Annotated in this window: 3 protein-coding genes; all 3 read right to left on the reverse strand. The window is 60.9% G+C overall.

The genetic code is table 11. The annotated features are described in order from the left end of the window. Positions 1-277: SelT/SelW/SelH family protein (locus HUJ17_RS01985; RefSeq protein ID WP_290509113.1), on the reverse strand; the 277-nt coding region annotated here is incomplete at its 3' end. After that, on the reverse strand, positions 277-858 hold the full coding sequence (locus HUJ17_RS01990; RefSeq protein ID WP_290509114.1) for a YajG family lipoprotein: 582 nt from the start codon (positions 856-858) through the stop codon (positions 277-279). The genes HUJ17_RS01985 and HUJ17_RS01990, both read right to left, overlap by 1 nt. Positions 859-872: 14 nt before the next feature. Further along, on the reverse strand, positions 873-1,844 hold the full coding sequence (locus tag HUJ17_RS01995; protein ID WP_290509115.1) for a polyprenyl synthetase family protein: 972 nt from the start codon (positions 1,842-1,844) through the stop codon (positions 873-875). Positions 1,845-1,926: the final 82 nt, after the last annotated feature.

A 1,926-nucleotide genomic window follows, 5' to 3' on the forward strand; every position in this document is an offset into this window, starting at 1 on the left:
CCTTGCGATCAATGTGCCCCAACTCCCGTTCCGGACACACCACATCCCGCACCCGTCGCTTCAGCTCGGTGATTTCCGGAAAACCGCCGTCGCTCTTGCGTTCCCAGATTCGCTGGCCATTGGCCTCGATCTGAAAGACACCACCGGTCCCCGGCTGCAGGGCTACTTCATCCAGTTCGCCACTGAAGGTGGTCAGCAGCTCCTGGGCGTACCAGGCACTGCGCAGCAGCCAGTTACACTGGCTGCAATAGTGGATGGCGACACGGTTGACGGACATCAGGGCTGGTCGTTGCCCGCCAGGAAGGCCAGCATTTCCGGATCCTTGAGCAGGCGGTTGATGGCGCCACTGAGGATGTCGTTGACCATCTGCTGGTTACGGCTTGCCGACGGGGTCAACGGCAGGTCGTGTTCCACACTGCTTTTGTAGGTTCCAGTGTGGATCACATCGCCACGACTGGCCTCGGCCAGCAAGGTCAGTGTCAGGGTAACCTGGTTGATCACCGAGCCTTCCTCGGGCACATAGTCCAGTTGCTCCAGGCGCACTTCCAGGCGGGTCGCGTCATCGCCGGGATTGAACGCGTTGAAGCCCTGGGTTTGCAGACCCTTGCGCACGGCGTCTTCAATGGCGCTTTTCACGTCATTGGCGGGGCGTACCAGGGCGGTGTCCTTGTAGACGCCGCCGCGGGTGCCGAATGCCTCCTGGTCGCGGGAATCCACGGCCAGAACCTGCACCGGCTGGTTTTGGCCAATGTTGGTAGCTTGCACGTCGGCAACCGGTTTTACTTCAATCACCTGCGGGCTGAGGGCGCAGCCGACAAAAGTGGCAGTCAGGGCAAGCACTAGTGCAGCGCGTAACATGATGGCTCCTTGTATCAATAGGTCCGCTTGAGGGATTCTTGCGCCAGGGTGAACAGGGTCTCCTTGTAGGGGGAGGCCGGCACCTCAGCGATGGCGTCCAGGGCCAGGCGCGTATGTTCGGCGGCCTTGTCCACTGTATATTGCAGACCACCGCTGGCCTGAACGGTTTCAATAATATGTTGCAGATGGTCCAGGCCGCCGTTGCGAATGGCGTCCTTGATCAGCTTGGCCTGCTCCGGACTGCCGTTGGCGATGGTGTAGATCAGCGGCAGGGTAGGCTTGCCTTCGGCCAGGTCGTCGCCCACATTCTTGCCCAGCTCGCTGGCTTCGCCCTGGTAATCCAGCACATCGTCGATCAGCTGGAAGGCAATGCCCAGGTGGCGACCATAGGCGGCGAAGGCATCCACGAAGTCGGTGTTGTCGTCCGCACCCAGCACGGCCCCGGTCTCCGCCGCGGATTCGAACATTTTGGCGGTCTTGTGGTGAATTACCCGCATGTAGTTGTCTTCACTGGTGTTCGGGTCGCGCACATTGATCAGCTGCAGTACTTCGCCTTCGGAGATGGTGTTGGTGCTCTGGGAGAAGATATCCAGCAGGCGCGGGTGCTTGAGCCCCACCATCAGTTGCAGGGCTCGGGAAATCAGGAAATCGCCCACCAGCACGCTGGCAGCATTGCCCCACACGGCATTGACCGTGGGCCGGCCGCGGCGCAGGTTGGACTCATCCACCACGTCGTCGTGGAGCAGGGTAGCGGTGTGCAGGAATTCGATGATGGCGGCCACATCCACATGGCGCTCGCCGCTGTAGCCGGACGCCCGGGCGCAGAGGATGGATACCAGCGGGCGCAGGCGCTTGCCGCCGGACTGGACGATATAGTCCCCCACCTCACGGATCAGCGGGACATTGGAATCCAGGTGGTGGTTGATAAACTGGTTCACCGCCGCGAAGTCATCTTCGACGACAGCATAAATGGCCTTGAAATCCATGCACTTGAGTCCAGACAGAAGGTGGGCGCAACAGCGGGCAATGCTAGCAGTGGCTGGCGGCTAGTCAAGGAAAGCCCATTCC

Source organism: Alcanivorax sp., from assembly GCF_014762765.1.
Taxonomy (GTDB): Bacteria; Pseudomonadota; Gammaproteobacteria; order Pseudomonadales; family Alcanivoracaceae; genus Alcanivorax.

Excerpts from the sequence above, each read along its gene's own strand:
- HUJ17_RS01995 (WP_290509115.1), bottom strand. The coding sequence starts at position 1,844 with ATGGATTTCAAGGCCATTTATGCTGTCGTCGAAGATGACTTCGCGGCG.
- HUJ17_RS01990 (WP_290509114.1), bottom strand. The coding sequence starts at position 858 with ATGTTACGCGCTGCACTAGTGCTTGCCCTGACTGCCACTTTTGTCGGC.